Source organism: Streptomyces sp. NPDC058001 (assembly GCF_042886315.1).
Lineage (GTDB): Bacteria > Actinomycetota > Actinomycetes > Streptomycetales > Streptomycetaceae > Streptomyces.
This window is the reverse complement of sequence record NZ_JBHVQT010000003.1, coordinates 403473-429768: the sequence shown is the minus strand read 5'-3', so window position 1 is coordinate 429768 and position 26296 is coordinate 403473. Positions and strand designations below refer to the sequence as shown.

At 70.8% G+C, this 26296-nt stretch carries 26 protein-coding genes and 1 pseudogene; 18 read left to right on the top strand and 9 right to left on the bottom strand.

The window, feature by feature from the left end:
- Positions 1-17: 17 nt before the first annotated feature.
- The 5 genes from ACFVT5_RS08595 (at position 18) to ACFVT5_RS08575 (ending at position 4561) form a co-directional block, all read left to right on the top strand.
- Positions 18-758: an SDR family NAD(P)-dependent oxidoreductase gene (locus tag ACFVT5_RS08595; protein ID WP_389882938.1), complete on the top strand. Its 741-nt coding sequence runs from the start codon at positions 18-20 to the stop codon at positions 756-758.
- Between the two features lie 135 nt (positions 759-893).
- Positions 894-2060, top strand: a complete 1167-nt coding sequence (locus ACFVT5_RS08590) for a sensor histidine kinase (protein ID WP_389882935.1) — start codon at positions 894-896, stop codon at positions 2058-2060.
- Positions 2057-2722 carry a response regulator gene (locus ACFVT5_RS08585; protein ID WP_389882932.1) on the top strand — a complete coding sequence of 222 codons (666 nt, stop codon included), beginning with the start codon at positions 2057-2059 and terminating at the stop codon, positions 2720-2722. Before ACFVT5_RS08590 ends, ACFVT5_RS08585 begins: the two co-directional genes overlap by 4 nt.
- Before the next feature lie 94 nt (positions 2723-2816).
- Entirely contained in the window at positions 2817-3770 is a 954-nt protein-coding gene (locus ACFVT5_RS08580) for an ABC transporter ATP-binding protein (protein ID WP_389882929.1), read from the top strand.
- Entirely contained in the window at positions 3767-4561 is a 795-nt protein-coding gene (locus tag ACFVT5_RS08575; RefSeq protein ID WP_389882926.1) for an ABC transporter permease, read from the top strand. The genes ACFVT5_RS08580 and ACFVT5_RS08575 overlap by 4 nt, the downstream gene beginning before the upstream one ends.
- A 32-nt stretch (positions 4562-4593) precedes the next feature.
- On the opposite strand, the gene ACFVT5_RS08570 is transcribed toward ACFVT5_RS08575, so the two are convergent.
- The gene (locus ACFVT5_RS08570; RefSeq protein ID WP_389882924.1) at positions 4594-5835 is read right to left on the bottom strand and encodes an acyltransferase family protein; all 1242 of its coding nucleotides are present in this window, start codon (positions 5833-5835) and stop codon (positions 4594-4596) included.
- A gap of 328 nt (positions 5836-6163) precedes the next feature.
- Here ACFVT5_RS08570 and ACFVT5_RS08565 point away from each other — a divergent pair, with 328 nt between their 5' ends.
- Both ACFVT5_RS08565 and ACFVT5_RS08560 read left to right on the top strand, forming a co-directional pair.
- Entirely contained in the window at positions 6164-6451 is a 288-nt protein-coding gene (locus ACFVT5_RS08565; RefSeq protein WP_389882921.1) for a DUF3040 domain-containing protein, read from the top strand.
- Positions 6452-6581: 130 nt separating this feature from the next.
- Positions 6582-7091 carry an FBP domain-containing protein gene (locus ACFVT5_RS08560; protein WP_389882918.1) on the top strand — a complete coding sequence of 170 codons (510 nt, stop codon included), beginning with the start codon at positions 6582-6584 and terminating at the stop codon, positions 7089-7091.
- 31 nt (positions 7092-7122) lie between these two features.
- On the opposite strand, the gene ACFVT5_RS08555 is transcribed toward ACFVT5_RS08560, so the two are convergent.
- From ACFVT5_RS08555 to ACFVT5_RS08545, 3 genes are all read right to left on the bottom strand, one after another.
- Entirely contained in the window at positions 7123-7902 is a 780-nt protein-coding gene (locus ACFVT5_RS08555) for a hypothetical protein (protein WP_389882914.1), read from the bottom strand.
- 70 nt (positions 7903-7972) lie between these two features.
- On the bottom strand, positions 7973-9667 hold the full coding sequence (locus ACFVT5_RS08550) for an alpha-amylase family glycosyl hydrolase (protein ID WP_389882911.1): 1695 nt from the start codon (positions 9665-9667) through the stop codon (positions 7973-7975).
- Between the two features lie 266 nt (positions 9668-9933).
- Complete coding sequence (locus ACFVT5_RS08545; RefSeq protein WP_389883608.1) at positions 9934-11214, bottom strand: ABC transporter substrate-binding protein; 1281 nt, start codon at positions 11212-11214, stop codon at positions 9934-9936.
- A gap of 211 nt (positions 11215-11425) precedes the next feature.
- On the opposite strand from ACFVT5_RS08545, the gene ACFVT5_RS08540 reads away from it, so the two are divergent.
- From ACFVT5_RS08540 to ACFVT5_RS08530, 3 genes are read left to right on the top strand one after another with little or no spacing between them, the layout of a single operon-like run.
- Positions 11426-11935, top strand: coding sequence for a PadR family transcriptional regulator (locus ACFVT5_RS08540; protein ID WP_389883605.1), 510 nt, complete (start codon positions 11426-11428; stop codon positions 11933-11935).
- Positions 11932-12813: an ABC transporter ATP-binding protein gene (locus ACFVT5_RS08535; protein WP_389882908.1), complete on the top strand. Its 882-nt coding sequence runs from the start codon at positions 11932-11934 to the stop codon at positions 12811-12813. Before ACFVT5_RS08540 ends, ACFVT5_RS08535 begins: the two co-directional genes overlap by 4 nt.
- A 3-nt stretch (positions 12814-12816) precedes the next feature.
- Positions 12817-15138: an FtsX-like permease family protein gene (locus tag ACFVT5_RS08530; protein ID WP_389882905.1), complete on the top strand. Its 2322-nt coding sequence runs from the start codon at positions 12817-12819 to the stop codon at positions 15136-15138.
- A 71-nt stretch (positions 15139-15209) separates the two neighbouring features.
- On the opposite strand, the gene ACFVT5_RS08525 is transcribed toward ACFVT5_RS08530, so the two are convergent.
- Positions 15210-15524: a DUF1330 domain-containing protein gene (locus tag ACFVT5_RS08525; protein WP_389882902.1), complete on the bottom strand. Its 315-nt coding sequence runs from the start codon at positions 15522-15524 to the stop codon at positions 15210-15212.
- Positions 15525-15620: 96 nt separating this feature from the next.
- Between ACFVT5_RS08525 and ACFVT5_RS08520 the strand changes: the two genes are divergently transcribed.
- Positions 15621-16343: a TetR/AcrR family transcriptional regulator gene (locus ACFVT5_RS08520; RefSeq protein WP_389882899.1), complete on the top strand. Its 723-nt coding sequence runs from the start codon at positions 15621-15623 to the stop codon at positions 16341-16343.
- 5 nt (positions 16344-16348) lie between these two features.
- Here the strand turns inward: ACFVT5_RS08520 and ACFVT5_RS08515 are convergent.
- Positions 16349-16668: pseudogene (locus ACFVT5_RS08515) on the bottom strand (IS630 family transposase); the annotation flags it as partial.
- Positions 16669-16760: 92 nt separating this feature from the next.
- Here ACFVT5_RS08515 and ACFVT5_RS08510 point away from each other — a divergent pair.
- On the top strand, positions 16761-17153 hold the full coding sequence (locus tag ACFVT5_RS08510) for a hypothetical protein (RefSeq protein ID WP_389882896.1): 393 nt from the start codon (positions 16761-16763) through the stop codon (positions 17151-17153).
- 78 nt (positions 17154-17231) lie between these two features.
- On the opposite strand, the gene ACFVT5_RS08505 is transcribed toward ACFVT5_RS08510, so the two are convergent.
- A complete protein-coding gene (locus ACFVT5_RS08505; protein WP_389882893.1) occupies positions 17232-17858 on the bottom strand; it encodes a TetR/AcrR family transcriptional regulator in 627 nt (208 codons plus the stop codon).
- 49 nt (positions 17859-17907) lie between these two features.
- Between ACFVT5_RS08505 and ACFVT5_RS08500 the strand changes: the two genes are divergently transcribed.
- Together ACFVT5_RS08500 and ACFVT5_RS08495 are read left to right on the top strand one after the other, a co-directional pair.
- Positions 17908-18837: an NADP-dependent oxidoreductase gene (locus ACFVT5_RS08500; protein ID WP_389882890.1), complete on the top strand. Its 930-nt coding sequence runs from the start codon at positions 17908-17910 to the stop codon at positions 18835-18837.
- Between the two features lie 157 nt (positions 18838-18994).
- Positions 18995-19810: an SAM-dependent methyltransferase gene (locus tag ACFVT5_RS08495; protein ID WP_389882887.1), complete on the top strand. Its 816-nt coding sequence runs from the start codon at positions 18995-18997 to the stop codon at positions 19808-19810.
- Positions 19811-19812: 2 nt separating this feature from the next.
- On the opposite strand, the gene ACFVT5_RS08490 is transcribed toward ACFVT5_RS08495, so the two are convergent.
- Positions 19813-19977: a helix-turn-helix domain-containing protein gene (locus ACFVT5_RS08490; RefSeq protein WP_389882884.1), complete on the bottom strand. Its 165-nt coding sequence runs from the start codon at positions 19975-19977 to the stop codon at positions 19813-19815.
- A 293-nt stretch (positions 19978-20270) separates the two neighbouring features.
- Entirely contained in the window at positions 20271-21494 is a 1224-nt protein-coding gene (locus ACFVT5_RS08485; protein ID WP_389883602.1) for a serine hydrolase domain-containing protein, read from the bottom strand.
- 317 nt (positions 21495-21811) lie between these two features.
- On the opposite strand from ACFVT5_RS08485, the gene ACFVT5_RS08480 reads away from it, so the two are divergent.
- From ACFVT5_RS08480 to chvE, 4 genes are all read left to right on the top strand, one after another.
- Entirely contained in the window at positions 21812-22969 is a 1158-nt protein-coding gene (locus ACFVT5_RS08480) for a mandelate racemase/muconate lactonizing enzyme family protein (protein ID WP_389882881.1), read from the top strand.
- Positions 22966-23970 (top strand): zinc-binding dehydrogenase, encoded by a 1005-nt coding sequence (locus ACFVT5_RS08475; protein WP_389882878.1) that lies wholly within the window; start codon positions 22966-22968, stop codon positions 23968-23970. The genes ACFVT5_RS08480 and ACFVT5_RS08475 overlap by 4 nt, the downstream gene beginning before the upstream one ends.
- 128 nt (positions 23971-24098) lie before the next feature.
- The gene (locus ACFVT5_RS08470) at positions 24099-25112 is read left to right on the top strand and encodes a hypothetical protein (RefSeq protein ID WP_389882876.1); all 1014 of its coding nucleotides are present in this window, start codon (positions 24099-24101) and stop codon (positions 25110-25112) included.
- A 5-nt stretch (positions 25113-25117) separates the two neighbouring features.
- Positions 25118-26230 carry a multiple monosaccharide ABC transporter substrate-binding protein gene (gene chvE, locus ACFVT5_RS08465; protein WP_389882873.1) on the top strand — a complete coding sequence of 371 codons (1113 nt, stop codon included), beginning with the start codon at positions 25118-25120 and terminating at the stop codon, positions 26228-26230.
- Positions 26231-26296 lie beyond the last annotated feature (66 nt).

Genomic DNA, 26296 nt, shown 5'->3' with positions numbered 1-26296 from the left:
GGCACAGGAGGCACCAGATGTCACGTCCCGTCACCGTCGTCACAGGAGGCAGCCGGGGAATCGGTGCGGCGACCAGCGTCCGCCTCGCGGCCGACGGGCATGACGTGGCGGTCGGTTACGTGAGCGACGGCGCCGCCGCCGAGAAGGTCGCCGCCGAGGTGCGCGCGGCGGGCGCCCGGTGTGCCGTGGTACGGGTCGACACCTCCGACGAGGCCGATGTGGAGCGGCTGTTCGACATCGCGGCGAGCGAACTCGGGCCGGTGACGGGCCTGGTCAACAACGCCGGGGTGACCGGACCGCTCGGCCGACTCGCGGACGCGCGCACGGACGACCTGCGCCGGGTCCTGGACGTGAACATCCTCGGCTATCTGCTGTGCTGTCGGCGGGCCGCCCGCGACATGGTGGCACTCGGCCACGGCGCCATCGTCAACATCTCGTCGGCCGCGGCGACCCTCGGCGGTGCCGGTGACTACGTCCACTACGCCGCGTCCAAGGCCGCCACCGACGCCCTGACCGTCGGCCTGTCGAAGGAACTCGGCCCGGACGGCATCCGCGTCAACGCCGTCGCCCCCGGCATCATCGAGACCGACATGCACGCCACGATGGGCGACCCCGACCGCCCCGCACGCACAGCCGCGCAGATCCCCCTCCGCCGACCGGGCCGACCGTCCGAGATCGCCGGCGCCGTCGCCTGGCTCCTCTCCCCCGACGCGTCGTACACCACCGGGACGATCCTGCGGGTGTCGGGCGGCCGGTGACCGACGCTGCGGCTGACCGGCACCGCCACCGGCCCCCTCGTCGCACGACGGCCGGCCCGTAATGCCGTACTCCCAGGGGCGTACACGCCATGCGGGCCTCTCGCCTACCGTGCCTGTGTGATCCGTCCCTTACGCGTGCCTCGTGTTCCCTGGCCGTTGCCGCCCCGGCTCGCCGATCTCCTCATCGCGGCGGTCGTCGCGGTGTTCACGGGGGCGGACGTGGTGGTGAACGTCCCGGGGTACCGGCAGGCCGACCAGGTGACGTGGCTGCTGTTCGCCGTGTCGATCGGCGCGCTGCTGTTCCGTAGCGGCCGACCCGTGGCGGTCACGCTCGTCACCGGCGCGGCGTGCGCGGGGTGGGCGCTGTACGGGCACATCGGCGAGCTGCTGAACCTGCCGGTGATGGTCGCGCTGTACGCGATGGCCGTCCAGGGCGACCGGCGCCGGACGGTACGCACAGGAGTGATCGCCGCCCTGGTCTCAGGGATCGTCTCCGTGATCGCCGGCCTCGACGTGGTGCAGCCGGAAGGCGCCCCCGTACTGGAGATGCTGTGGCCTCTCGTACCGCTGCTTCTCGGTGAAGTGGTGCGTGCCCGGCACGAGTTGCTGCGGGAGTACGCGGCGCGGGCGGCGCGGGCCGAGGCCGACCGGGAACGCGAGGCGCTGCGCAAGGTCGAGCAGGAGCGGCTGCGCATCGCGCGTGAGGTGCACGACGTGGTGGCCCACACCGTGTCGGCGATGACCGTGCAGGCCGGCGTCGCCCTCGACGCGCTCGACGCACGGCCGGAACTGGCCCGGCGGGCGATGCGTCAGGTGCGGCTGTCCGGCAAGGAGGCCATACAAGAACTGCGGGCCACCATGGGGGTTCTGCGCGGCCCTGCCGACGAGGCGGGCGTCACCGCACCCGCGCCCCGGCTCGGTGAGCTGCCCGAACTGGCGGACCGGGTCAGGGCGACCGGTCTGCGGTTGACCGTGCACGCGGACACGGGGGACCGTGAGGTGCCACATCTGGTGGAGCTGGCGGCGTACCGCATCGTTCAGGAGGCACTCACCAACGTGATCAAGCATGCGTCGGCCCGGCACGCGGCCGTGTCGGTGACCCTGGCGGGTGACCGACTCGCCGTGGAGGTCACCGACGACGGGCACCCGTCGACCACGCCGCAGGGCGGCGCCCACGGCTACGGCCTCGTCGGTATGCGGGAACGTGCCACGGCTCTCGGCGGCACGGTGGAGGCCGGTCCACGGGCGGTCGGCGGCTGGCGTGTGTTCGCGTCGTTGCCCGTCGGCGGGGCGGCGGCATGATCCGGGTACTGCTGGCCGACGATCAGAACGTGGTCCGGGCCGGTTTCCGCGCACTGCTCGACCTCACGGACGACCTGGTGGTGGTCGCGGAGGCCGCCGACGGCCTGCGGGCGGTCGAACTGACCCGGACGACCCGCCCGGACGTCGTCCTCATGGACATCCGGATGCCCCGGGCCGACGGTCTGGAAGCGACCCGCCGCATTGTGGCCGACGGCACCCTCGACGACGTACGGGTCCTGGTTCTCACGACCTTCGAGGCCGATGAGTACGTGTTCGAGGCTTTACGGGTCGGCGCCGCGGGCTTTCTGCTCAAGGACATCGAGCCGGACGACCTGCGGACCGCGATCCGCACCGTCGCCGCCGGACAGAGCCTGCTCGCACCCGCCGTGACACGACGGGTCATCGAGGAGTTCACCCGGCTCCGGGCACCGGAAGGTGTGGCCCGTAAGCGGCTTGAGCCGCTGACCGGGCGGGAACGCGAGGTCCTCGCGCAGGTCGGCCGGGGGCTGTCGAACGACGAGATCGGTGACCGGCTGACGATGAGCCCGCTGACGGCGAAGACACATGTCAGCCGGGTCATGACCAAGCTCGGCGCGCGGGACCGGGCGCAGTTGGTAATGCTCGCGTACGAGACCGGGCTGGTCCGGGCCGGCGAGTACTAGGGCCTCCGTTCTGCTCCGCTCTGCTCCCCGGGGAGTACCGGCCGACTCCCGGAGGCGGATGTCCGGTGCGACGGCTCTCCGTACCGTCGGCTCCATGATCGAAGCAAGAGAACTCACCAAGCGGTACGGCGGCACGACCGCCGTCGACTCCTTGTCGTTCACCGTACGCCCGGGACTTGTGACCGGGTTCCTCGGGCCGAACGGAGCGGGCAAGTCGACCACTCTGCGTATGACGCTCGGCCTGGACACGCCCAGTGCGGGCACCGTCACTGTCAACGGCCGCCCCTGTCGGCAGTTGGCCGCGCCCCTGCGTGAGGTCGGTTCGCTCCTGGACGGCAAGGCGCTGCACCCGGGGCGTACCGTGCGCCGGCATCTGCTGGGACTGGCCCGGTCGAACGCGATCGGCCGGGCACGCGTGGACGAGGTCCTGGAGACCGTCGGCCTCGGCCAGGTCGCGGACAGCAGGGCGAAGGAGCTGTCGCTGGGCATGGGGCAGCGGCTGGGTGTGGCCGCCGCCCTGCTGGGCGATCCCGGTGTGCTGATCCTGGACGAGCCGGTCAACGGCCTGGACACGGAGGGCATCCGGTGGATCCGGGATCTGCTGAAGTCCCTTGCCGCGGAAGGGCGGACGGTCTTCCTGTCGAGCCATCTGATGAGCGAGATGGAGCTGACCGCGGACCGTCTCATCGTCATCGGGCGCGGCAGGCTGCTGGCGGACACGGACATGCGGGACTTCATCGAGACCAACTCGCAGGGCGCGACGCTGGTGCGCACCCCCGAGGTGGACGCTCAGCGGATGCGTGCCGTGCTGGAGGCGAAGGGAGCCCGGGTCGAACTGGACGCGCGCGGCGGCCGGCGCGTGACCGGTATCGGCTGTGCGGAGATCGGTGACCTCGCCCGGGACCACCGCATCGCCGTGCACGAACTCACCCCGGTGTACTCCTCGTTGGAGGAGGTCTACACGGCGATGACACGGTCGTCCGTGGAGTACCGAGGTACCGCGCCCGCGCGGGAGACCGCCGGGCTCGACAGGGAGACGGTCCGATGAGGGCGGTACGCGTGACGAGTACGGCAGGCACGACACGTACGACGGCTCCCGGGTTCAAGGGTGCCCTGTTCTTCGAGTGGACCAAGTTCATGAGCCTCCGCTCCACCCGCTGGACGTATGGGGCGTCCGGTCTGGTCACGGTGGCGGGCGCGGTGTTCGTGGGAGTCAGCGGGAGTCTGCAACCCGATGACACGGTGCTCGGCGGCAGTCTGACCCTCGGCGTGATCTCCCTGATGATCGCGGGCGTGGTGGGCGCGCTGGTGATCTGCGGCGAGTACACCGGCGGGACCATCGCCTCCACCCTCGTGGCCGTCCCGCGCCGGAGCCGCGTCATCGCCGCCAAGGCCGCCCTGCTTTCCGCGCTGCTCTACGCGGTTTCCCTGGCGTCGTGCGCCCTGGCGTATGTGCTCGGCAACGCGATCCTGGCGGACGGTGTGTACGCCCAAGGGGAGCCGTTCCCCGCGCTGTTCGGCATCGCGGGGCTGTTCTCCGTCGTCGGCGTCCTGGGGATGGCGGTCGGTGTCCTGCTGCGACACTCGGCGGGGTCGGTGGCGGCCGTCATCGCCTTGCTGCTCCTGCCGTCGCTGCTCGGGCCGCTCTTCGGCGATGCCCGGCGCTGGGTGGTGGGAGCGACGCCGACGGCCGCCCTGGAGAAACTCACGCAGACCTCGGACGCGAGCCCCGAAGCCGTCGGCACCCTCGGCGCGTGGCCGTCGCTGTGGCTGGTCGCCGGATACACGGCGCTCTTGCTCCTGGCGGCGGCGTGGCGCCTCGGGCGCCGTGATGCCTGACCCACGTCCCCCAGGTCCGGGGACGGGCCCGTTCAGGTCCGGGACGGGTCGCGTTCGCGGGCGAGTTGGGCCGGGTCCTGTTTGAACGCCCACTTCATCCTGGGTTCCATCGCGAAGCGGAACGCCCGCTGCACAGGGGGCGTGCACAGAGCCGTGATGACCACACCGCCGATCACCGTCACCGCGATCTCGCCCAGCGGTTCGTGCACCCAGGCGGGGTCGTACCAGCCCCAGAAGCGGGAGCCCTTGGCGAGGAAGCCGTGCAGCAGATAGCCGTAGAGGGTGCCCGTGCCCAGGACCGTGAACCAGGTGCGGCGACCGGGTACCCAGGCGAAGAAGCAGGCGACCAGGATCACCGAGCAGCCGAAGAGGGCGAGGGTCATGACGGCGCCGCTCCAGCCGGGGGCGGCGAGTTCCTGGGCGCTGTCGCGGCGGTAGAACCAGGCCGCGTTCATCCGTGGCGCCGCCCAGTACGCGAACAGCAGCGCGGCGGCGAAAACCGGCAGCGCCAGGATCCGCGCCCGGCGGCGCCGTACCAACCGGAAGTGTTCCGGCTTCAGGCAGAGCCCGAGTACGAAGAACGGCATGAACTGAAGGACCCGCTGAAGGTCGAGGTCGTCGCCGATGTCGGGTGACACGGCGGCGAGGACCGCGATGGCGAGGGCCAGCGGAAGCGGCCAGCGCACGGTCTTCCACAGGGGCGTGGTCAGCCGCCAGATGAAGAGGGCCGCGAGGAACCAGGTCAGATACCAGGGGTCCATCAGGCTGATCGGATAGGTGGGGTCGTCGTCGGCCCAGCGCTTGAAGAAGGTGTAGGCGACTTCGAAGAGCACATAGGGGACGGCGATCCCGGTGACGAGCCGCTGGATCCTGCGCGGACTGGCGTCGAAACTACGGGAGAAGTAGCCGGAGATGATGATGAACGCCGGCATGTGGAAGGTGTAGACGGTGATGTAGAGCGCGGAGGCGGCTCGGCTGTCGTCGCGCAGGGGCTCCCATGCGTGCCCCATCGCCACCAGCAGGATCGCCAGGTATTTGGCGTTGTCGAAGAAGGCGTCGCGCTGCTGGTCCGGCTTCGGCGGGGCGGACCGGGAGGGTGCGGTGGCTCCTCCGGAGGGTGAGGTGGCTCCTCGGGAAGGTGCGCCCGACGAGGCGAGGGCTCTTGCGGTGGGTTCGGTGGACCGGGACGGTGCGGTGGTGGGGGGCTGCCGCGTGGTCGCCGCCTCGGGGAGCGGTATGTGCCACCGGTCGTGTGGCCGGGCGGTCTCGCTCACTCGCCCACTCCCGACAGGCAACCGAAGTGCCTCGGAATCCGTCTGACAGAAAATGTGGGGGTTGCCTGACTGCGGAACATCTCACGAACCGTAGTCACCCTGACCGGCCCGCGTAAACCCGCGGAAGCTGTGACTCCGGCAACGTGAATTGGGTGCTGTACCCGATGGCGCGGACCACGGCCGGTACGCGAGGGTGGACGGGATGTCGCCGTAAGGACCGTTGTCCAGGAGCCGTCGCCAAGGAGTCGCCCATGCCCTCCCGGTCCCGTCACCCCGCTCCCCCGCCCGGCGCGGACGCCGACGCCGAGACCTCCGGGGAGGACGGACCATGTCGGCTCCCGACGACGAGCGCCTCGCGGGTCTGGAGGACCACTTCCGCCGGGACGACCCCCGGTTCGCCCGTGCCATGGGGGCCGGTCGCCCCTGCTCACCGCGTGAATACCGGCGCCGTCCGGCCCAGTTGGCGCTGACCGCGGCCATTACGTGTCTGGCGCTGAGCTTCGTCCTGGCGGAGCCGTTGCTGCTCGCGGCGGGGCTGATCCTCAGCGGCGTCGCGGCGACCCTGCGCGGACCGGGATCCCGGCGTCGACGGCGCCCTGGTCCGCGTATCCCGTGAACTCTCCCTCCATGAACACTCCCCCCGTGAACTCGCACCCGTGGCGAGATGCCCTGAGTCACGATCCCGGTCGCTGACGCCCGCGGAAAACTGGATGCCCCTACCAACAGTTCTCGGTAGGGTCCGGCGGGTGGAACCGCTCAACGAGAAACAGATCCGCTCGTCCCTCGTGAACTGCTCGAAGGGCGAGGCGAGCCGACTCCGGCTCCCCCTCGACTTCGCCGATGTGCCCTGGCCGGACCTGGACTACTTCGGCTGGATCGACCCGGGCGCGCCGCTGCGGGCGTACCTCGTGCTGCCACGGGAGTCCGGCCCGCTGGGCATCGCGCTGCGCGTGCCCTCGTCCGGCGCCGCCGGCGCCATCAAGTCGAGTCTCTGTGCCATCTGCCTCACCGGTCATGCCTCCTCCGGAGTGGCCCTGCTGGTGGCGCCACTCGCCGGCGCCAAGGGCCGCGAGGGCAACACCGTGGGGACGTACCTCTGCGCCGACCTGGCCTGCTCGCTCTACCTCCGCGGCAAGCGCACGCCCAAGCTGCGGACGATCCGGTACGAGGAGACGCTCACCCTGGACGAGAAGGTGGCCCGCGCGCTGGGCAACCTGGAAGCCTTCACGGCCAAGGTCACCGGGGTCGCCGCGTAGGAGGACCCCACGAGCGGTCGCCGGGGCGCGCTCAGGCGGGCAGCAGTTCCGCGGTCTCGTTCACCTCGGCGCCGGTCGGGACCGTAGTGTTCCCGTTCAGCGCGTGCAGCGTGAACGTGTCCGCGCCCCACCGCACACTGCGGCGGCATTCAAGCCCGTGCCGCGCGAGGTGTGGCGCGAGCCGTTCGATACGGGCCCGCAGTGCGCGCAGGCTCATCGGGCGTGACGCCTCGCCGAGCAGCCAGCGGACGTCGTGACAGCAGAGCGAGCCCTGTGCGCCGAGCAGGATTTCCAGGAGCAGGGACTGGCTGCGGTAGGGCCGTAGTGGGCCCGGCCGTTCGTCCGGTCCGAGGTGGGGCCCCGACCCGTCGTCGCCGGGTGCCGGGCCGCGCCGGAGCCAGCGCAGGTCGGCCTCGATACGGGCGGCGATGACGTTCTCGGAGGTGTTCCTGCGCAGCACGTTGACGGCGCCGGCGGCGAGCAGGGCGGCAGAGTCCACGCGGGTGGCCACGGACACGGTGACCGGGGCCAGGAGCCGCAGGGAACGGATGCGCTGCACCAGGGCGTCGGTGGGTTCGGGGCCTGGGCTGTCCAGGAGGGCCAGAACGCCGGACGCGCGGCGCAGATACTCGTAGGCGAGTTGGTCGCCCCAGGCGCGGACGACGAAGCGGGGCGCACACGCTTTGTGCAGGCGTGTGGCCCATTCGACGCTGGCGGCGACGTCCGGCGAGATGACGACCACTCGGGGAGCCGTGTCGCGCGAACGTGTGGCGCGTCTGGGGACGATGGCGCTCCTGACGTTGCTCTGCATGGCGTCTCCTCGGGTCGTGGGGTCGGCTGACGCGCCGCGTGTCGCGGCTGCTCGGTGGGGTGGCCCGGCGTCAGACGGCGCCGGGCGGGTCGGCCGCCCACCAGGCCGCCGAGTTGCCGGGCAGGACTCCCGCCGGGCAGGGGGCGCTGGCGAGCAGTGGGGTGCCGGGGACGGGTGCCGGGACGTCCTGGCCGCCGAAGTTGACGGCGCAGACCAGTCCGTCGCCGCGGACGAACGCGAGGACGTCCGGCGGTGTTTCGAGCCAGCGCAGCGATCCGTCGCCGCGCAGGTGGAAGCTTCCGCGCAGGGCGAGGCCGTTGCGGTAGAGGTGCCAGAAGGAGTCGGTGTCGTTCAGGGCGCGGTCCGTGGTGTGTTCGGCGAACCAGCCGGGCTGCGGCAGCCAGGGCCGGGCGGTGCTGTCGGCGCCGGTGAAGCCGAACGGTGACGCGTGCCCCGACCAGGGCAGCGGCACCCGACAACCGTCGCGTACGTACTGGCGGCTGCCGGTGCGCAGGAAGATCGGGTCGGTGAGTGCCTCGTCGGGCAGGTCGACCTCGGGCAGGCCGAGTTCCTCGCCCTGGTAGATGTAGGCCGCGCCGGGCAGGGCCAGCATCAGAAGGGCGGCGGCGCGGGCGCGGGCGGCTCCGGCGGCGCAGTTGTCGGAGCCGTAGCGGGTGACCGTACGGACCTGGTCGTGGTTGTTGAGGACCCAGGTCACGGTGGAGCCGGTGCCGGCGATGTCGCGCAGGGCCTCGCCTATGACCTTGCGGAAGGCGTCGGGGTTCCACGGGGCGCTGAGCAGGTGGAAGAAGAACGCCTGGTGGAGTTCGTCGGGCCGTACGTAGGCGGCCTGTTCGGCGGGGGTCGGTACGGACACCTCGCCGACGAGCAGCCGGTCCTGGCCGTCGATGGCGGTGTAGCTCTCGCACACGGCGCGCCAGCGGCGCCACACGTCGTGCACCTCGGGCTGGTTCCAGGCGAGCGGGTTGACGGAGTCGCGGGAGCGTTCGTCGGCGGCCGGGTCGTCCGAGTCGGGCAGGTCGGGGTGGTGGAAGAGCCCGGCGGCCACGTCGATCCGGAAGCCGTCGACACCGCGGTCGAGCCAGAAACGCAGGACCTCGTCGAAGTAGGGGGCGACGCGCGCGTCACGCCAGTTGAGGTCGGGCTGCTCGGGCGTGAACAGGTGCATGTACCACTGGCCGGGGGTGCCGTCGGCTTCCTGGACGCGGGACCAGGCGGGTCCGCCGAACATGGCGCGCCAGTTGTTGGGCGGCAGTTCGCCGTGCTCGCCCTTGCCGTCGGCGAAGTGGAAGAGGGCGCGTGCGTCGCTGCCCGGTCCGGCGGCCAGTGCCTCGCGGAACCAGGGGTGTTCGCTGGAGCAGTGGTTGGGGACGATGTCGAGGACGACCTTGAGGCCGAGCCCGTGGGCGTCGGCGACGAGCAGTCCGAACTCGTCGAGATCGCCGTAGACGGGGTCGACGGCTCGGTAGTCGGCGACGTCGTAACCGTGGTCGCGCTGCGGTGACGGATAGAAGGGGCTCAGCCAGATCCCGTCGACGCCGAGCTTGCTCACATAGGGCAGTCCCGCGCGGACTCCGGCGAGGTCGCCGATGCCGTCCCCGGTGCTGTCGAGGAAGCTGCGCACGTAGATCTGGTAAATCACCGCGTCCCGCCACCACGGTGACGTGCTCCCGTCCGAACCGACACGGGCCGGCTGGAAGCCGCCCGAGCGGTCGATGGAGTCCTCCAGGGGAGCTGTGAACATGCGTCACCATCCGCGCTGTGTAATCCGTCGGCCCCATCGCCGACGACATACATACATGTTAAATAGCGCGTGAGCAGCGACGTCAAGGCATGACGGTGAAATCCAAAGCCAACCTGCCGACGAGTAGGGACATTTCGCACGAAACAGCGTGGCCCGTGGCGCGGCGACTCCAGGAGTGCTCTACGTCGCCTTCAGTTTCGATACCTAACATGTAACTAACAGGCAGCTACGGCCGACGACGCGCCCTACGGTGGGCGGCGCGCGCCCTACGGTTGGCTGCGCGCCAGGATGTCCCGCAGCTCCCGGTCAAGCCGCTTCAGCGCGGCGGCAGGCGTGACGCGCTGGGCGAGCGCGCCGTAGGTGACGGCGGCGACCGCGAGGCTGACCTGCTCGTAGTCGACGCTCTTGAGCCGCACCCGCGCGGTGCGGACACTCTCGGCGAGCGCGGGCAGATAGGGGTACCGCCGCACCAGCTCGGGGTCCTCGTACAGCGGCGCCCACACCGGCGGGAGTCCGCCCTCGGTGAGGACGCGGCGCTGCACACCCTCGCTGAGCAGGTACGTCATGAGGTCGGCGGCGGAATCCGGGTGGGCGGAGCGGGCGTTGACGGCAAGGTTGGAGCCGCCGAGGACGCCGGTGCCGGGGCCGTCGCGGCCGGGCAGCGGGACCGCCGCGAACTTTCCGGCGACCGCGGAGGCGGGTGCGGAGGCGAGGGCGTGCACATAGGGCCAGTTGCGCAGGAAGAGCAACTTCCCCTCCTCGAAGGCGAGCCGGGAGTTCTCCTCCTTGTAGGTCAGGGCCTCCTCGGGTATCCAGCCCTCGCGCAGGCCCGAGGTGAGGAAGTCGAGCGCTTCGCGGGCGGCGGCGGACGTGACGGTGGCGCGGCCCTCGCGGTCGACCAGGGAGCCGCCCGCCGACTGGATCGCCTCGGTCACATTGACCGTCAGCCCTTCGTAGGGCAGGAACTGACCCGCGTACCCCTGCATGTCGTACTTGTCGGACAAGGCCGATGCCTGGTCGGCGAGTTCTCGCCAAGTGCGCGGTGGGCTCAGGTGCTCCCGGTCGAGGATGTCCTTGCGGTAGAAGAGCAGGCCCGCGTTGGTCACATACGGGACGGCGTAGAGGCGGCCCTGATAGGTGGCGGTGTCCAGGACCGAGGGGAGCAGCCGGTCGAGGGGGAGGCGGGAGCGGTCCACGGGGGCGATCCAGCCGTTGCCCGCGAACTCGGCGGTCCACGCCACATCGATGTTGAGGACGTCGAAGCGCCGACTGCCCGCGCGCAGGCTGTCCTGCATCTGCGCGTGCACCTCGTCGGCGGCTTCCGGGAGTTCGACGAGGTCGACCCGCTCGGCAGGGTGCGTACGGTTCCAGTCCGCGAGGACGTCGCTGAGGTAGCCGGTGAGGTCACGTCCGGTCGCCATGGTCAGCGGCCCCCGGCCGTCCGACGCCACCGGCGACACATCATGGCGGACGGCGGACCCCGCGCAGGCGGCCACCAGCAGGACCCCCACGACCAGGGTCCGGCCGACCGTCCACACCCGGCGTATCACGTGCCACCCTCCCCGATTTTCTCCGTGTCTCCGGCCCTTGCGGGTCCGGAACCGCCGTCCCTGTCACCGGCACGCCCTCTGTAGTGCCGTAACAGGCATCATGTATATCTGCGGGACGACGCGACAGCCGGTAGCGCAGATCGTTGCCTGAACGTGCACAGTCGTGAGCGAATCGACAGACCACCCGGCCAAGGAGGGGACCCGGACAGTGCGTCTTCACCTGCTGGCGCTGCTCGCCGGTGGTCCCGCCCACGGTTACGAGCTGAAGCAGGCCCTGGAGAAACTCCTGGGCGCGGCGTACCCTCAGCCGAACATCGGTCAGGTCTATGTCACGCTCGGCAGGCTCGAACAGGCGGGGCTCATCGAGGGGAAGCACGTGAGCCAGTCGGACCGCCCCGACAAGAAGATCTACGAGATCACGGCGGCCGGCCGGGAAGCGGTGGACGCCTGGTACGAGACGCCGTCGGACACGCCCCGGGTCCGCGACGACTTCTTCATGAAGCTCGCCCTTGCGCACCGGACGGGCCACGCGGATCAGATCAACCTCATCAACAAGCAGCGCAGGCACTACCTCACGCTCATGCGGGCCCTGGCACGGATGGAGGGCGCCGACGAGGAGCAGGACAACCGCATCGCCCGGCTGCTCATCGAGGGCGCCACGCTGCACCTCCAGGCCGACCTGGACTGGCTGGAGCGCTGTCAGGAGGAACTCGAATGAGCGATGCCGACTCCTCCTCGAAGGCCGGCCCACCCGACCCGGACACACCCGGCCGAGACATATCCGGCCCGGATGTACCCGTCCCCGGCACCCCGGTGTCCGCCGAGGACCCCTCCCCCACCGGTCCCCCGGCACCCGTCCCCGCCGACCCTCCCCTGCTCAGCGTCGCCGGGCTCGCCAAGAGCCACACCGGTGACGGGGGTCTCGTGCACGCCGTACGGGGCGTCGATCTCGACGTGGCGCGGGGCGAGTTCGTGGCCATCACCGGGACATCGGGCGCGGGCAAGTCCACCCTGCTGCATCTGCTGGCGGGCCTTGAACGCCCCGACAGCGGCACGATCAGCCTCGCGGGCCGCCGCGTCGACGGGCTGAGCGAGGCCCGCTGGGCGGTCCTGCGCCGCCGCCATCTCGGCATCGTGTTCCAGTTCTTCAACCTGGTGTCGAGCCTCACGGTGGCCGACAACATCGAGATGCCCGCGCTGCTCGCCGGGCGCGGGGCCCGTGAAAGCCGCGCGGCGGTACGGGAACTGCTCACCCTGCTCCGCCTGGACGGCAAGAAGGACAACCTCCCCGGTGATCTGTCCGGCGGCGAGCAGCAGCGCGTCGCCCTCGCGCGCGCCCTGGTGAACCGGCCCGATCTGCTGCTCGCCGACGAACCCACGGGCAGTCTCGACAGCCGGGGCACCCGCGAGGTCGTCCGGCTGCTGTCCCGGTTCCACCAGGAGGGCCAGACGATCGTGCTGGTCACACACGACGCCCGGGTGGCGAGCGCGGCCGAACGTGTGATCAGCCTCAGCGACGGACGGATCATCGACGACATACGGCTGAGCGACGACGCGCACGACGCGGCCGTCGGACTCGTCGAACTGGCGGAGTGACCGGTGCGGGCCATCCTGCGCTGGGCGCTCGCGGACCTGCGCACACATCGCGGCCAGGCCGCCTCGCTCGCCCTCGCCACGGTCGGCGTGACCGCCGCGCTGCTGCTGTCGGCCGCCCTGTTCCAGTTCGCGGCGAGCCCCTGGCAGCAGGTGTTCACGGAGACCCGGGGCAACCACATATGGCTGCGCCTGACAGGCGGCTCGGACACGTCGCGGCTGCCCGAACTGCCGGGCGTCCAGTCCGTTTCGGGCCCCTACCGCACCGTCCCGGTGACCGCGACGAGCGCCACCACGACCGCCGCCCTCGATCTGCGCGGCGCGCGCCCCGACGAACCGAGCGCCCAGGAACGCCAGTTCCTGACCGGCCGCTGGCTCGGCAGCGCGCCGGACGAGGTGGTCCTCGACCGGTCCACCGCCCAGGCCCTGTGGGTACGGCCCGGCGACACCCTGCCCGTACAGACCTCTCCCGCGCGGTACGCGACCCTGCGCGTCGTCGGTGTCATGTCGACGTCCGAGGCGGGCTACGAGGAGGGGGAACGGCCCGGTACGGCCTGGGCGTCACCGGCGACCCTGAACGAGTTCACCGCGGGACCCGGCACCGGCGGCGCGCCCGCGTCGGGCCGGACCGTCGGGCTGCGTCTGGACGACGCGGCGGACACCGACTTCGTGGTCCAGCAGGCGGTCGCGGCCGTCGGCCCGGAACATGTGGTGCGCCTGTCCACCTGGCAGGAGGCCCGCGCGGCCGTCGCCGAGGACAACCGGCTGCTCGGGCAGTTGCTGCGTGTGTTCGGGCTGGGATCGCTGCTCGCCGCCGCGGTGGCCGTGACCGGCGGGGTCGGCGGCCGGGTACTCGGGCAGGTCCGTGACATCTCCGTCCTGAAGGTCATCGGGATGACCCCGCGCCAGGTCGCCGTCATGTTCTTCGTCCAGCACTCCGCGCTGGCCCTGGCGGGCGTGACCGTCGGATCGCTCGCGGTGCGCACCCTCGGCGCCCATGTGCCGGGCCCGATCGGTGAGGCGGTGGCCTACGGCCGTACGCTGCCCGGCGCCGCCGCGGTGACCGTCGCGATCGGTGTGGGAGCGGTGCTGGTCATCGCCGCCGCGACGGCGTTCGCCGCGTGGCGGGCGGCCCGGGTGCCGCCGAGTCCGGTCGCCCGTATCGCGCGTCCGGCGGCCCGGCGCATGGCCCGGTCCGCGCGGCTCGCGCTGCGCTGGGGGACGCCGCCGCAGCTCGTACTCGGCTGGCGGGGGGCCACCCATCGCAGGGACCGGTTCACCGCGTCCGTCGCCCGGCTCGCCCTGCCCGTGCTGATGATGACGGTGGCGCTGGCGGCCGTCGCCACCCTCGACGGGCTGCGCAACGGCGACACCGGCCATGTGAACCCGCCCGCGCCCCTCACCGTCCGCCAGGAACACGGCCTCGACGCGGGCGCGTTGGCCCGCATCAAGGAGCACCCGGAGGTACGGGCGGTGTATCCGGCGGCCGAGGTCACCGCGCTGATCCCCGGCCAGACCCGCTCGGTGACGCTGCGCGGACTCGGCACCGAGGGACACGCCTACCCGTTCGTGGCCGTGGAGGGCCGGGCGCCGTCCGCGCCGGACGAGGCGGTGGCCGGACAGGGACTGCTGGACACGACGCGGGTACGGGTCGGGCAGTGGGTACGCCTCACGGTCGGCGGCACCCCGCACATCCTGCACATCGTCGGCCGCTCCATCGAGCCCGAACACAGCGGTCTGGTCATCTCGACGACGCTGGACACCCTGCGCGACGGCGGCACGGCCCACGCCCCGCAGTCGTACGCGCTGATGCTGCGGCCCGGCGCCGACCCCGCGACGGTCGCCCGCGCGCTCTCGGCGGACCTGCCCGGCGTGGACATCCGGCGCTCACCGCCGCCGGTGGCGTCGCCGGGTCTGGTCAGCGGGGTGCTCGCCGGGCTGATCGGTGTCCTCGCGCTGATCACGGTCGCGGAACTCGCGGCATCGGTGAGTTCCGCGCTGCGGCTGCACACCCGGGAGTTGCCCGCGTTGCGCGCCATCGGTCTGACACCACGTCAGCTCGCAGGGGTCGTGGTGACCAACTGCGCGGTCACCGCGACCGTCGCGGCGGCCGTCGGCATCGTCGCGGGTCTTGTCGTGGCCCGGCCGCTCATCGACTTGGAAGGGCACGCGAGTGGCGTGGGTGCCGGAATCGCCGTCTTCCCGCCCGTGTCGTCCCTCCTGCTGACCGCCGTGGGCCTGGTGGTCGCGGCCGTCGCGCTGGCCGTGGTCCCGGCACTCCGGGCCGAGCGGCGACGGGTGCCCGACCCGGGCGCCGGTCTCGGCTGACGGCACCGGGAAACGGTCCGAAACACCCACCGCCGCACGGAACTTGTCCCCTCGACCGGTCACCGCGCCGACTACGCCGGAAGGGAGAAGCCCTCCGGCGGCGACCCCTCGGCAAACATCATCCGCACCCGCGCCGCACCCTCCCTTATTTCCCGGGCCCGCCGGTACTCCGGGGAGTCGTACCACTCCCGGACGCGGTCCATGTCGGGGAACTCGATGACCAGGAACCGCGCGAAGTCCCAGGAGCCCTCGACGGGTTCGGGCGTGGGGCCCGCCACCAGGTAACGACCGCCGTGGCTGAGGATGGACGGCTGGGCGACGGCAGCGTAGGCCAGACCGGCCTCCTGATCGAGCACGTCGACTCCGACGATGACGTAAGCGGGCATGGGTTCCCCTACTCTGTTTGGACACGGCGTATACTTTTGACTCGCCAAATATTTTTGGCACGCCGAAGATTAACGCACTGCTGTAACCTCCTCAATGTGAGCAAGGACGAGAGTGGCCCCGCCGGGGCCGTGATGAGCCGCCGGGAGCGGCTGCGGGCGGAGACGACCCGCGAGATCAAAGCCATCGCTCTGCGGCAGATGGCCGACGGAGGGCCCGGGGCGATCTCGCTACGCGGTATCGCCCGCGACATGGGAATGACCCCCCGCGCGATCTACAGCTACTTCCCCACCCGGGACGACCTGATCACCGCACTGATCAGTGAGATCGCCGGCTCGCTCGCGGCGGCGGTGGAGACCGCCAGCAACGCCGTGCCCGCGACCGATCCCGGTGGCCGCCTGATGGCCTGGGGCCAGGCCCTGAGGGAATGGGCGCTGGCCCACCCGGAGAGTTTCCGGCTCTTCTACGGCCATCCCGTTCCGGGCTACCAGCCCCCCGAGGACGGGCCGGTGGACCGGACGGCACGCCGGATCTGCCGCGACTTGACCCGCCTGGTGGCCGCCGCCTGGCCCCAGGCCCGGCACCACCAGCCCGAGGACACCTCCTGGTCCGATCTGCACCCGGACTACGTCGCCAAGATCCAGGCAGACCTCCCCGACGTGCCGCCCGCCGCGGCGGCGCTCGCACTGCGCGTCTGGGGCCGCATGCACGGCCTGGTGGCCCTGGAGATCGACGGACACATCCATCCCGTCGCGGGCAACCCGGCCGCCCTGCACCGCGCCGAAATGCTCGACCTGGTCAGGTCACTGGGCCTGACCTAGCCGCATCAGGCAACGTTCGCCCTGTCGACGACGGCGCGTAGGCGCCAGTCGTCGGCGTGGTGGTTTGCCAGATGATGTAACGGCGGATCATGCGGCCCTGCTCCTTGTGATCGGCGTGATCGGTGACGTCGAGGGTGAAGTGGCGCAGAGCGGTGGGCTGGGCCTCGATGCGGTTGAGCCAGAAGAAGTTGGTCGGGGTGTAGGCGATCTCGACGTCGTTCGCAGCGGCCCAGGTGCCCACTCGCTGGCACATCTTCGTGGTCAGGTGCGGGGGGAACTCGTCGCAGATGATCGCGATGCGGATCTCGGGCGGGTAGAGGCCGCGCGGGTGGACGATCCGCCGGCGGGCCGACGCGCCCTCGGGCCGTATCTGCTTGAATGCGGCCCAGCCTGCCGTCCGTTCACCGGGAGACCCGTATGCGTCGAACGCTCGCCGTGACCGCCCTCGCTGTCGGACTGCTGCTCGTCGGCTGTTCGGAGGAATCGGAGCCGATCACCGGGGAGTGGGTCGCGGACGGGCCGCAGCCGCCGGGGTTCTCCGACTTCGCGGACGGGTCGATGATCCGCGTCGACAAGGACGGCGGGGCCGTACTCGGTACCTCGCCGACAAGGCTGTGCGGGGACGCGAAGGTGACGGCCAAGGACGAGGGCGACGGCGACGCCGCCGAGTACCGCATCGCGTTCAGTTCGGCATGCATCACGGTCAACGTTCCGGTGAGCCTGGAGGTCGTGGTCGACGGGGACACCCTGGAGGCCACACCCACGGGCCCACAGGGCGGGAAGCCCTTCCGCTTCCGGCGTGCCGAGTAGTGCCGCATCAGCAAACCTTCGCCCCTGACGAATCGGCGTAGGCGCTCGTCCTGGGGGTGCCGGGTGCCTGATCCGCCGCTAGATCACCACCGTCAGCGGCAGCCGGACCGCCGGGGGCAGCGGCGGCCCGGCCGGCTCGGCTCGCAGGCCCTGGATCAGCAGCGCGGCGAAACGTCGGGAGGCGGCTGCCGCCGCGGTCGGCGATGTGGTCCGGATTCCACGGTTGGCCATGAGCACCATGACCAGGTCTTCCAGGACGAAGTCATGGCGCAGCTTGCCTCCCGCCTTGGCCCGGCGGGCGAGTTCGGCGATATTGCCCAGTACCCGATCCCGGTCCACGGCGAAGTCGATCACGTGCGGGAAGGCCGAGACGAACGCCGCGGCGAACCCCCGGTCCCGGGCGTGCATTTCACAGGCTCTCTCGATCACCTGGCAGAAGCCGTGCCAGGGGTCCGGATCGGCCAGCCCCTCGTCGACGACAGCGGTGCAGGCCGCCATCTGCTCGGTGAAGACCTCGGTGACCAGCGCCTCCTTGGTCGGAAAGTGCCGGTAGACGGTCGCGGGGCCGACCTCGGCACGCCGGGCGATCTCCCGCATCGCCACGTCCAGCCCCTGCTCGGCGAACGTCGTGCGGGCCACGGCAAGGATGCGCTCCCGGTTGTCCCGGGCATCGGAGCGCGGGGAGCGAGGCAATTGATTCGTCACCGCTCTCACTTTAGCTAAACGGACGGAGTGTTCCGCTAACGTCCGAGCCATGAAAGCACTGCAATTCTCCGAGTACGGTCCCGTAAGCGTTCTTGAGGTCGCCGATGTGCCCGAACCGCATGCAGGACCGGGCCACATCCGGGTGGCCGTACGGGCCACGGGCATCACTCCCGCCGACTGGTATCTGCGCTCGGGCCGACTCCGCGACATGATGCCGGTGCACCTCCCCCACGTGCTCGGTGTGGATGCCGCGGGCGTGGTGGACGAGGTCGGCACAGGGGTTTCCGGTGTGCGGCCGGGCGACGCGGTCTTCGGCATCGTCGATCTCGCGAAGCACGGCGGTGCGAACGCCGAGTACGCCGTCCTGGCAACCTGGGCGCTGAAGCCGGACGCGCTGAGCTGGGAGCAGGCAGGCGGCGCGGCCGGGAACGTCGAGACCGCCACGCGGGTACTCGACCGACTGAAGGTCGGCACCGGTACGACCCTGCTGATCGAGGGCGCGGCCGGCGGGGTCGGCACGGTCGCCATCCAACTCGCGGCGGCACGCGGCGCGACCGTCATCGGTACGGCCGGCCCCCACAACCATGAGTTCGTCGCGGGGCTGGGGGCGACACCGACCACCTACGGCCCCGGGTTGGGCGAGCGGGTCACCGCGCTGGCACCGGACGGGGTCGACGTCGTCCTGGACTGCGCCGGATCCGGCTCGCTGCCCGATCTGGTGGGCCTCGCCGGAAGCCCCGACCGGGTGGTGAGCATCGCCGACCCGGAGGCAGCGAAGTACGGGGTCCACCTGTCACGCTCGGCGGGTCCGGGAGCGGACCCAGCGGCGGTGCACGGACTCGCCGAGGCCGCCGCCCTCGCACAGCAGGGCCGCTTCACCGTGCCGGTCGCGGCCACCTTCACCATCGAGAACGCGACCGCGGCGCACGAGTTGAGCGAGACCGGCCACGCCCGGGGAAAGATCGTCCTTACCCTCTAGCACCGCGTCAGTTGGTCCTCACCCCTCAATTGGCGCCGCTCACGGGCGCGTTGCGCGGGTGGAGTGGATTACGCTGTGGCCGCGTCGGACGGATCACGGGGGATCGGAGAATCGCCCGACGACACAACGGACATCAGCGAATGGGGAACCGAGGGCCATGAACGACCGGGCGCCGGACGGGTTCGTACCGATCAACACGTCCGCGGCGCATCCCGCGCGCGTCTACAACGCCTGGTTGGGCGGCAAGGACAACTACCCGGCCGACCAGGAGGCCGCCGAGTTGGCCGCCGCCGCCAATCCGGAGATCATCCCGGCGGTGCGGGCCAACCGGGCGTTCCTCGGCAGGGCGGTCCGCGAGCTGGCCGGGACGGCGGGCGTCCGGCAGTTCCTCGACATCGGTACGGGCATACCCGCCGCCGACAACACCCACGAGGTCGCCCAACGCGTCGACCCCGGTGCCCGGGTGGTGTACGTCGACAACGACCCGATCGTGCTGGCCCACGCCAGGGCCCTCCTGGTCAGCGCCCCGGACGGGGCGACGGACTATCTGGAGGCGGACCTGCGTGACGTCGATCAGATCCTTACGGCGGCGCAGGACACGTTGGACCTGTCGCAGCCCGTGGGCCTGATGCTGGTGGCGATTCTCCAGTACGTCCCGAACGCCGAGGATCCGTACGCTCTCACCCGCCGCCTCCTGGACGCGCTCGCGCCCGGCAGCTTCCTCGTCCTCTCGCACCCCGCTTCGGACATCGGGGCCGACGAGGTCGCCGAGTCGATGCGCGTGTACAACGAGCGGGCCGCCGAGCACGCGGCGGCGACCCCCCGCTCTCACAGCGACGTGGAGCGGTTCTTCGCGGGTACGGAACTGCTCGACCCGGGTGTCGTCCAGCTCCCCGACTGGCGCCCCGCCCCCGACGACGTACGCCCGGCGCAGGCGCTGCCCATGTGGTGCGGGGTCGGCCGCAAGCCGTAACGCTAGGCGGGGGGCCCGCCTTGAGGTGCGGTCCGTCGCAACCTGCGTACGGCGAGGGCGAGTTGCAGGCGTAGGCGGCCCTGTGGGGTGTGCACGTCCCAGCCGAGCAGGTGCTCCGCCTGGGACAGGCGCTCCTGCAACGTCGAGTGATGAACCGTCAACTCCACTGCCGCCGCTACGCAGACTCAGCGATGACGCCACCGCGTGCAGCGTCGCCGTCGCCCGAGTTCGGCTCGACGTCCGCGTGTCCTGCCGGGGTCGTCGGCTCGGTCGTCATGGCTGCTCCTCCTGATCACGGCCACGCCCGCGTGGCCCGTGGGCGCATCGTGCCCGCGCCGGGAGTGGCGAGGGTACGCGCCGTTCGGCGGGGATCCCCCGCCGAACGGCGGGCCGCGCGCACAGCGGGCCATGTGAACGGCACCACGACCAGGGCCGCTGCCGAGGGGGTCGATCCGGCCGGCTAGCCACGCCCTCCGCACACCGCCCGGTCGATGAGGGCGATCGTCGCGTCGGACTGTTCGTCGAAGCGTTTCTCGTCGCCGTAGCGGGTGGTGAACACGGCAGCGGCGGCCGACACCTTGCCGTCGGCGGTGACGGCACTCTCGGATACGGTGCCGAAGGAGGTGCCTCCGTGGTACCAGACGCCGTCCGGGCAGCCCCGGACCGGGCGCCAGGCGATGCCGAGTCCGTAACGGGCCTTGCCACTGCCGGCCTTGCCGGGTGCCGCCACTGTCGTACGCATCTGGGCGAGTTGCTCCGGCGGCAGCAGGCGGCCTCCCATCAGGGCGCGCAGGAAGGTGTTCATATCGCCGGTGGTGCTGACGATGCCGCCGTCCGCTCCGCTGTCCACGGAGAGCGTGGTGTCGGTGAGGTCGTCGTGGCCGGGGAACTGGACGTAGGCGGTGGCGGTGGGTCGGGGCACGTAGGGCGAGGTGCCCAGGCTCATGGTGTGGCGCAGGCCGAGGGGCTCGATGATCCGCTCGTGGACCTCCTGTTCCCAGCGGTGCCCGGTGACCTTCTCGATGATCATGCCGATGAGTACGTAGTTGGTGTTGGAGTAGGACCAGCGGGTCTCGGCGCCCGGGTCGTCGGCGTCCGGCAGCCAGCCGGGAGCCCGCTCCATGGCCGGCGCGACCTGTTCCTCGGGTGTGCGTACGGTGAACCGTGCCGCGCGGAAGTGCTCGGGTGTCAGATTCTCGGGGTCGGCGAAGATGACGTCCGTGTAGTCGGCGAGCCCGCTGGTGTGCTGGAGCAGGTTGCGGAGTGTGACGCGACGTCCGTCGTTGCCGTTGCCGGACACCACACCGGGCAGCCGCCGTTCCACGGTGTCGCCCAGGCTCATCTTGCCCTCGCCGACCAGTTGGAGGGCGACGGCGGCCACAAAGATCTTGGTGTCACTGCCGATCCGGTAGTAGGAGTCCTTCGGGACCCTTCCCCCGCCGTCCAGATCGGCGACACCGGACCCGACCACCGTGTCCCGTCCGGCGGTGTCCCGCGCCCGCGCCGTCAGACCGGTGGCCCCGGTGTCACGCACCGCGTCCGCGTCCCGCTGGAGAAGGCCGCGTGACGCGTGGTCGGCGCCTCGTTCGTCGGCTCCTCGCGCGTCGGCGCCCGACCCCGCGCCCAACACCGTGACCACCCCGATCGTGCTGACGGAGACCACGCTCAGTGCCATCCTCGCCATCGCCGACCGGCCGAACCTCTTACGTACTGTCGCTCCCATGCCGTCGGACGCTACGGAGCCCGGACCACCTGGACCATCCGACTGACCCGAACCCCGGACATGGGGATATCCCCCTTCTCCGGGCGAACGGCGTCCCGCCAGGGCACACAACAAGGCGCCGGACAGGGCGCCGAACTAAGCCTTGTTGGCCAACACCCCTTGCCCACAACCGCGTTGGACCCTTGACACCCCTGGTCCCGCCTCCTTACTGTCACGCCAGCATTTCGAACGTGTGACGAAATTTCGAACAAGACGAGACGAGTGCGGGGTCAACTGCCGTGCGCATCACCGGAATCAGCACCCATGTGGTCGGTACGCCCTGGCGCAACCTGACCTACGTCCAGGTGCACACCGACGAGGGCCTGACCGGAGTCGGCGAGACCCGCATGCTGGGCCGCACCGACGCCCTGATCGGATATCTGCGCGAGGCCGGGGCCAACCACGTCGTGGGCTCCGACCCGTTCGCCGTCGAGGATCTCGTACGCCGTATGAAGTACGGCGACTACGGGCGGGCCGGTGAGATCGTGATGTCCGGTGTCGCGGTGGTCGAGATGGCCTGCTGGGACATCAAGGGCAAGGCGCTGGGCGTGCCGGTGTGGCAGTTGCTCGGCGGCAAGGTCACCGACCGGGTCAAGGCGTACGCCAACGGCTGGTACACCACCGAGCGCACCCCGGAGGCGTACCACAAGGCCGCGCGGGAGGTCGTCGCGCGCGGCTACCGGGCGCTCAAGATCGACCCCTTCGGCACCGGGCACTTCGAACTCGCCCACGACGAGACCCTGTACGCCGTCTCGCTCATCGAGGCCGTACGGGACGCCATCGGTCCGGACGCCGAGCTGATGCTGGAGATGCACGGCCGCTTCTCCCCCGCCACCGCCATCCGGCTCGCCCACGAACTCGCCCCGTTCCGACCCGCCTGGCTGGAGGAGCCGGTCCCGCCGGAGAATCTGAAGGCCCTGGAGAAGGTGGCCGCCAAGGTCGACATGCCGCTCGCGACCGGTGAACGTATCCACGACCGTATCGAGTTCCGCGAACTGTTCGAGAACCAGGCCGTGGACATCATCCAGCCCGACGTCGGTCATATCGGCGGGATCTGGGAGACCAGGAAGCTCGCCGCCACCGCCGAGACCCACTACATGCTGGTGGCGCCTCACAACGTGGGCGGCCCTGTCCTCACGGCGGCCTCCCTCCAAGTCGGCTTCACCACACCGAACTTCAAGGTCCTGGAGCATTTCAACGACTTCGCGGACGCGGAGATCAAGAAGATCGTGAAGGGCGCGCCGCAGGTGGTCGACGGCTACTTCGAGCTGTCCGACGCCCCGGGCCTCGGAGTCGAGCTGGATGTCGACGCGGCGGCCGAATTCCCGCAGCAGCAGGCCCGGTTCGACCTGTGGGCGGACGGCTGGGAGCAGCGTAGGCCGAAGGAGGGCCGATGAGTTCCGAGGTCGTCGTCGAGGCGCCGGGAAGACACCGGCTCGCCTCCCATGAGCCGCGAACTCCCGGCGCGGGCGAGGCCCTGGTGCGGGTGCACGCGGTCGGCGTCTGCGGCAGCGACCGCGAGGTCTATCAGGGCAACCGGCCCAAGGGGTATGTGCGTTACCCCGTCGTCCCTGGACATGAGTGGTCCGGGACGGTCGAGGCGGTCGGTGCCGGAGTGCCCGGGGCGCTCGTCGGCCGCAAGGTCGTCGGTGAGGGATTCCGTAACTGCCAGGTCTGCGACCGCTGTCACGCGGGTGAGACCACCCTGTGCACGGCCGGGTACGAGGAGACCGGGTTCACCCGGCCCGGCGCGATGGCACCGACCCTGACACTGCCCGCTCGGCTGCTCCATGTGCTGCCCGACGACGCCGACTTGACCGCGGCGGCCCTGTTTGAGCCCGCCGCCTGTGTCGCCGCCGCCGCGCTCAAGGCGGGGGCGCGGCCGGGCGAGCGGGTCGCCGTGGTCGGCACCGGCACCCTCGGCCTGCTGGCGGTGCAGTTCCTCAAGGCGGGCTCGCCGGCCGAACTGCTCGTGGTCGGCACCCGTCCGGAGCGCGCGGCGCTCGCCGTGGACTTCGGCGCCACCGGCTTCCGCACCTGGGACCAGGAACCGCCCGGTGACTTCGATGTCGTCATCGAGGCCGCCGGGTCGGCGTCCGCCGCGCGTTCCGCGGCCTCCCTGCTCCGGCGCGGCGGACGTCTCGTCCTCACCGGAATCCCGGCACCGGGCGCAGAAGGACTCGACCCCACCGATCTCGTCGTACGGCAGCTTGAGACGCACACCGTGTTCGGGGCGGGGCCCGCTGCCTGGGCGCACGCGGTACGGGTGTTCGGCGCCGGACTGCTCAGCCCGCTGCCGCTGATCACGCACGAGCTGCCGCTGGACGAGTTCCCTGCGGCCATCGAGCTGGTGGGATCGGGGTCCCCCAAGGTCGGCAAGGTGCTTCTGCGGCCCTGACTCCCATACCACTACCGGGTTTTCGGCACCGTACTCCCGTCCATCCGACAAGCCGCGCTCCCTCAAACCCATCGACTCGAACAACGTCCGAAATACCGAACGACGGACCATGAACGCGAGGACAGCTGGTGACCGAAGCCTCCCCTACGGCGGCCCGCAGACCCGGTGAGCGGGCGCTCGCCGCGCTCGGCCTGGGCGCGCCGCCCCTCTCCCCCGACGATGTCTCGCCGCACACCTTCCCGGGAGGTGGCCGCTGGCGCACCGAGGTGCCCTCCGTCGAGGGACCGGAGGCGCTGGCCGTGGTCCTCAAGGAGTCGTCCCGGCTCGATGTGCCGATCCACCGGATCAGCCAGGGCAGCGGTGTGTGGATGCTCACCGACGCCGAGATCACCGAGATGGTCGAGGCCGCCGGTGAGCGCGGAATCGAGCTGTGCCTGTTCACCGGCCCGCGCGGCACCTGGGACACCGGTGCGTCCGTCCGCACCGAATCGCGGGGCGCCGGGCTCCGGGCCCGGGGCCATGACGCGGTCGCCGGGTGTGTCGAAGACGCCGTGCGGGCCGTCGAGTTGGGCGTGACCTGTCTGCTCGTCGCCGACGAGGGGGTGCTGTGGACGCTGCACCGGGCGCGGGCCGCCGGGATTCTCCCGGCCGGCACGACCCTCAAGGTCTCGGCACTGATCGGCCCGGTCAACCCGGCCTCGTACGCCGTGTACGAGCACCTGGGCGCCGACTCCGTGAACGTACCCAGCGATCTGACGCTGGATCACCTCACCGAGATCCGGCGGGTCAGCGCGGCACCGATGGACATGTACATCGAGGCCCCCGACGACCTCGGCGGATATGTGCGGATGTACGAGGTCGCCGAGCTGATCCGGCGCGGCGCACCGCTCTATCTCAAGTTCGGCCTGTCCAGGGCCCCCGGGATCTATCCGTACGGCGTCCATCTGCGGGACCTGACCCTGGACACCGCCCGGGAGCGGGTGCGGCGCGGCCGGCTCGCTCTCGACCTGCTCGCCCGGCACGGCGCGGACGGCGACATGGCGCCGCTCGGCTCCCGGCTGCCCGGCCCGCTGCACCGCTTCCCCGCCCAGCCGTCCCCCGCTGGGCCCACCCCTCTCCACGACGAGAAGAACAGGGACTGATCACCATGCGTAACCGCAGAGCCGTCCTCGCCGCGACCGCCGGGGCCGCGTCCCTCGCCCTCGCCCTCTCCGCCTGCGGACAGAGCGGGTCGGGCGGCAGCAAGGAGGAGAAGAAGAGCGCCAAGGACACCACGGTGGGGATCGCCATGCCCACCAAGTCGTCGGAGCGCTGGATCGCCGACGGCGCCAATGTCGTCAAGGACCTCAAGGCGGCCGGGTACAAGACGAAGCTGGTGTACGGCGAGGACGACCCCGACACCCAGGTGTCGCAGATCGAGAACATGATCACGCAGGGGGTCGGTGCCCTGGTGATCGCGGCCATCGACAACAAGTCCCTGGACAATGTGCTTCAGCAGGCCGCCGACGCCGAGATCCCGGTGATCTCCTACGACCGGCTCATCCTCGGCACCAAGAACGTCGACTACTACGCGTCGTTCGACAACGAGAAGGTCGGTGAACTCCAGGGCACCTACATCCTGGAGAAGCTCGGCCTGAAGGACGGCAGCGAGAAGGGTCCGTTCAACATCGAGCTGTTCGCGGGCTCGAACGACGACAACAACACGAAGTACTTCTTCGGCGGCGCGATGAAGGTCCTCCAGCCGTTCATCGACAAGAAGCAACTGATCGTCAAGTCCGGGCAGACCAAGCTGAATCAGGTCACCACCCTGCGTTGGGACGGCGGCACCGCGCAGAAGCGCATGGACGACCTGCTGACGTCGGCGTACTCCAAGTCCCGTGTCGACGCGGTGCTTTCGCCGTACGACGGCATCTCCATCGGCATCCTCTCGGCGCTCAAGTCCGACGACTACGGCTCGCAGAGCAAGCCGCTGCCGATCGTGACGGGGCAGGACGCCGAGGTCGCGTCGGTGAAGTCGATCATCGCGGGTGAGCAGACGCAGACGGTCTACAAGGACATCCGCAAGCTCGCCGAGGTCGCCACCAACATGGTCGACTCCGCGCTCACCGGTAAGAAGCCGGAGATCAACGACACCACGACGTACGACAACGGCGACAAGGTCGTGCCGGCGTATCTGCTCCAGCCGGTGAGCGTCGACAAGGGCAACTACCAGAAGGAGCTGGTCGATTCGGGCTATCTCAAGGCGAGCGACCTCCAGTAGCCGCCGCCGGGTTCTCAGCGTCCCCGAAGACCCATGAGATCCCCGAGTTTCCCGAGACCTCAGAGA